Below are 3,715 nucleotides of genomic sequence, written 5' to 3'. Positions count from 1 at the left end.
TCATCGCCAAGCCGGAGGTCATCACCTCCATCGGAACCCGCCAATGGGCGCAGGTCAGTATTTAGGACGCCCGGTATGATTAGCCTGTGGGAAGCCCGCGGGGTACATCAGGTCGCAGGAGATCGGCAACGGCTGAGCAGTTACTCACTAGGCTGCGGTGCCGCCCCGGAGTTTCTGTTTGTGGTAACAACTTGGAGCCCTCTGCGCCTTTCGCCTGCCGAGCGTTTCGGAAATGAGCTTCAGCACGATCGTCTTAGGCCGCTGCGCTGACCGGCGGGATAACCGAAGTTGGAGGAGGAACGGTGAGCAAGCTGATCCTGCCGCCTAGCCACCCTTCCAGGCGGCGGCGACGCGCCTCTGCCGGAAGGTTTCCGACCCGGATTCTAGATCTGCCGGTCGGACTAAACCTCCCGCTGAGCCATCACTCAGCGCGGCCTGTTGGGGGTTTCGAGAAAGCTCCTTGAGCTGTTCACTAGCCGATCATTCGGCCGATATAGCCGTGTCGCATGTAGTGCATCGCCATGGCGGACATCTGATTGGTCGCCATGGCCAGGTCGGTGTCCGGGATGCGACTGGCGGCCTGCGCCATGCCCCAGAGGACACCAAACAGAACGCCTGAATAAGACAAGCCATCGCCGGAAAGCGGGTCGCATGCGCTCATCGCCAAGTTCAACGCCCTTCGGACCGCGGCCTGGAGGCCGTCGGGCAGGCCCTGCCGGCGCTCCTCGACATAGAGGAGCCAAGCCAACTGCGGCGCAGCTCGGTGGTAGGCCAGAAGCCCTATCACGATCTGCCGGACATATTCGTTCTGGTTGAACGGATATGGCGGTGAGCGAAGCCAGGGTTCGAGAGCCTCGCATTCGCATTGGATCAAGGCGCGCAGCAGTCGCGCCTTGTCAGGAAAGTAGTTGTGCACCGTGCCCACGCTGAAGGGCGAGGCCGCCGCGACTGCGTTCGTCGTGAAGCCTTGGAGACCACGCTGCAGTAGCACCTTCCTCGCCGCAGCCAGGATCGCCGTCCGGGTCGCCGGGACGAGCATCTTCAGTGGCCGGGTTGTCATGATATGCTCCCGCCGGGCGTCTGGCTTCTACCCGCCAAGCCATCTGCATGCAGGCTTGAACGATGGCTAGGCCCCCTAGGACTGAGGGCTGCACGACGGCCCCGCACGGTACAAAATCTCCTGCCCTCTACCCCTGGGTCACGCTTAATGGTCGGCGCCCGATTAGCGGCAGGCACCCGTGGGGCTGACGAACTCCGTCTGAGCCTCGACCGGCGTCACGCAATCCTTCAAGCTGCAGCTGCGCGGAGTGGCAGGGGTTTGGCGATGGGACGTGTCGGCGTTTGGACGTGGATGGTTGCTGCGACGACTCTAGCGGGGTGCAGTCAGCATCAGGCGGGTGGATCAGCTGCACCCGCAGCCGTACCCGCCGCCTCGCCGGCATCCAGCCCTACGCCAGCCCCGCCACCGCCGGGGACTGGTCAGCAAGCGATGGCGCCGGCAACAGGTGACCTTGCAAGCTTCCAGGCTCGTCGCAGGAAGATGCTGATGCGGGCGGATACAGATCACGACGGACGGATCAGCCAGCAGGAGTGGACGGCGTTTCGAGCCCTGCATCCAGCCAAGTCAGGCGATCCAGCCAAGGCGTTCGCGCGCATGGACGCAAACCACGACGGCTACCTGACATCAGACGAGATGGACGCCGCGTCGACGAAAATGTTCGCTCGGCATCAGGCTATGAGCGGTACTCCACAGGAGAGCGGGACGGAACCAGAGTAAGCCGTGCACGAGAAGCCCCGGCGGTACGCTCGACGAGACAAGTAAGACCGGCCTACTCCTGCGCGACGAACGGCGATCCGGGCCTGCCCAACGACATGGCCGCCCGGTGTTATGCCCGGACGGGTCAGCTGCTGCCACTCGCACGGTGCTGACGTGGCGACCCGCCGGTAAACCACCGAGCTCAGGACGCCTCCCGCCTCTGGGCGTCTGCCCGGCATGAAGTTTAAGGCGCTCTTGGCTCATATTCGAGCTGTCTACGCTTACGACTGCCTTTGATGCCGTTTGAGGCTTCAGGGAAGTCGAACTGCTTCGGCGAATTTGCGCCCGTAAGCGGACTCTGGCCTTTCTCCAGCTTCAGGACAGCAGAGGCCGAGCGCGCCACACGTCATGGTGGCTGAGAAGCGCTGTCCTGAGCTGGGCCGCAATCGACGCAGGACATCGTCCGTGGTGTAAGTTGCCCGTGAACGGCTAAGTCTCAGCGATGCCCCTGACGAGTGTGGAACGACGATGCCGCCGCCGGGCGCTAACCGGCGTAACCTTCTGGCTCGCCATGCTCGCGGAGACCGGCGCCACCAGGGCCGAGCCGAGCGCCCCGAAAAACCAAGCCAGCGTCGCCGACACGGTCATCCTGCCGCCAAGCGAGGCGATCGTCGAGGACATGCCGCCGTCAACCAGGCCGGTCCTAGCGCGCGAGGCCACCGCCTCGCCGCACCTCCGCCACCTCGCGCTGATCGCTGCCAGGGTGGACCCGGACGGCTGCATGCAAGCGCCCTTGACCCCCGGGGCTGACGATCGCGCCACGGCCAGCCTCGAGACGCTCCGGGCCGCCCTGGTCCGGGCGGGCGTAGAGGTTACGCTCCTGCCGGCTGCGGCGGTCGAGCGCGTCGACGCGGCCCAGCAACGGCACGTGCAAGCGATTAAGGGCGCGTTCAAACTGAGCTATGGCCAGGCTCCCGGCCGCTGGTTCGCCACCAGGGCCGAGATGGCCGCCTGCGCCAGGGTCGACCCCAACGAGGATGCGCACCGACGCGCACCGCACGCGGAGCTGGCGGCCATGCTGGCGGCGCTGCACGTGGACGCGGTGCTCGGGGTCGACGACCTCACGACCGAGGCGAAGGGGCCGCGCTGGAACATCATCGAGGGCGCGCTCAGCAGCTCCGGGCAGGACCTCGATCCCGCCACCTCGTCGGCCAGCCTGTCCGCCACGCTGGCGCTGAAGGACGGGTCGGTCCCGTGGAGAGGCGACGCGACAGCCGATGGCGCGCTACGCCCCGCGGTCGCCGAAGCGGCGCAGGCCAAGCTCAAGGCCTTCTTCACCACCCAACTAACGATGATGGCCGTCTACCAAAAAGCGCACCCGGACGCCGACGATCCGCCGCCGGGGGTCGACGAGGCGGCCTTCAACGCCGTCGTGGGAGGCGAACTGCAGGTGGCGCCTGCAGGCTCGACCCTCGGGCCTTCGATGGCGGCGACGCTGCAAGCGGCTGCCGGGCGGCTCGCGGACCAGCTCCGCCCGTGGCTCGCCCAGCCGCCGGGTTCGCATTGACGCCGCTGGCGGGCCTCATTGCGGCGTTGGCGCTCGCGCCGGCGGGCGTCGCCTTCGCCGCACCGGCTCCGACCGTGTGCGACGCGGTTCCACACGACGCCGTGGTAGCCCTGCTCTTCGGCGATGCGAGCGGCCAGCTCCACAGCCACTGGGAGGAGCCTGACGACGCACACGGGGAGTGTCGCTGGGAGGCGCGCCCGCAGGACAGCCCCAACGTGCGGCGCATGACGCTAGAGCGTACCCGCTACGCCGACGCCGCCGCGGCCTCCGCTGCGCTGACGCACGAGACGGGCGGCGACACCGCTCCGTCGGAGGCTCTCACGGGCGATCCAAGCGACGCCCTGGCGCGCCCGGGCGCCTTCGTCGTGGCCGCCCGCCACGGCGCGGTGGTG

At 67.2% G+C, this 3,715-nt stretch carries 4 protein-coding genes; 3 read left to right on the top strand and 1 reads right to left on the bottom strand.

Annotated features, from left to right (window positions below; all coding sequences use genetic code 11):
* Positions 1 to 472 precede the first annotated feature (472 nt).
* Entirely contained in the window at positions 473 to 1,039 is a 567-nt protein-coding gene (locus HUV06_RS15125; RefSeq protein ID WP_174302075.1) for a TetR/AcrR family transcriptional regulator, read from the bottom strand.
* Between the two features lie 24 nt (positions 1,040 to 1,063).
* On the opposite strand from HUV06_RS15125, the gene HUV06_RS16710 reads away from it, so the two are divergent.
* From HUV06_RS16710 to HUV06_RS15110, 3 genes are all read left to right on the top strand, one after another.
* Positions 1,064 to 1,777, top strand: coding sequence for an EF-hand domain-containing protein (locus HUV06_RS16710; protein WP_371811095.1), 714 nt, complete (start codon positions 1,064 to 1,066; stop codon positions 1,775 to 1,777).
* Between the two features lie 550 nt (positions 1,778 to 2,327).
* Positions 2,328 to 3,323 carry a hypothetical protein gene (locus HUV06_RS15115; RefSeq protein ID WP_174302073.1) on the top strand — a complete coding sequence of 332 codons (996 nt, stop codon included), beginning with the start codon at positions 2,328 to 2,330 and terminating at the stop codon, positions 3,321 to 3,323.
* Positions 3,293 to 3,715, top strand: a 423-nt coding sequence (locus HUV06_RS15110) for a hypothetical protein (protein ID WP_174302072.1), incomplete at its 3' end; no start/stop codon positions are given. The genes HUV06_RS15115 and HUV06_RS15110, both read left to right, overlap by 31 nt.

This window comes from Caulobacter sp. S45, from assembly GCF_903642205.1.
Taxonomy (GTDB): Bacteria; Pseudomonadota; Alphaproteobacteria; order Caulobacterales; family Caulobacteraceae; genus CAHJWH01.
The sequence above is the reverse complement of the archived record's forward strand: the minus strand, read 5'-3'. Positions and strand labels throughout refer to the sequence as shown.

Bases quoted from the DNA above. Each gene is read 5' to 3' on its own strand.
- HUV06_RS15125 (WP_174302075.1), bottom strand. From the start codon at position 1,039: ATGCTCGTCCCGGCGACCCGGACGGCGATCCTGGCTGCGGCGAGGAAG.
- HUV06_RS16710 (WP_371811095.1), top strand. From the start codon at position 1,064: ATGCTCCCGCCGGGCGTCTGGCTTCTACCCGCCAAGCCATCTGCATGC.
- HUV06_RS15115 (WP_174302073.1), top strand. From the start codon at position 2,328: ATGCTCGCGGAGACCGGCGCCACCAGGGCCGAGCCGAGCGCCCCGAAA.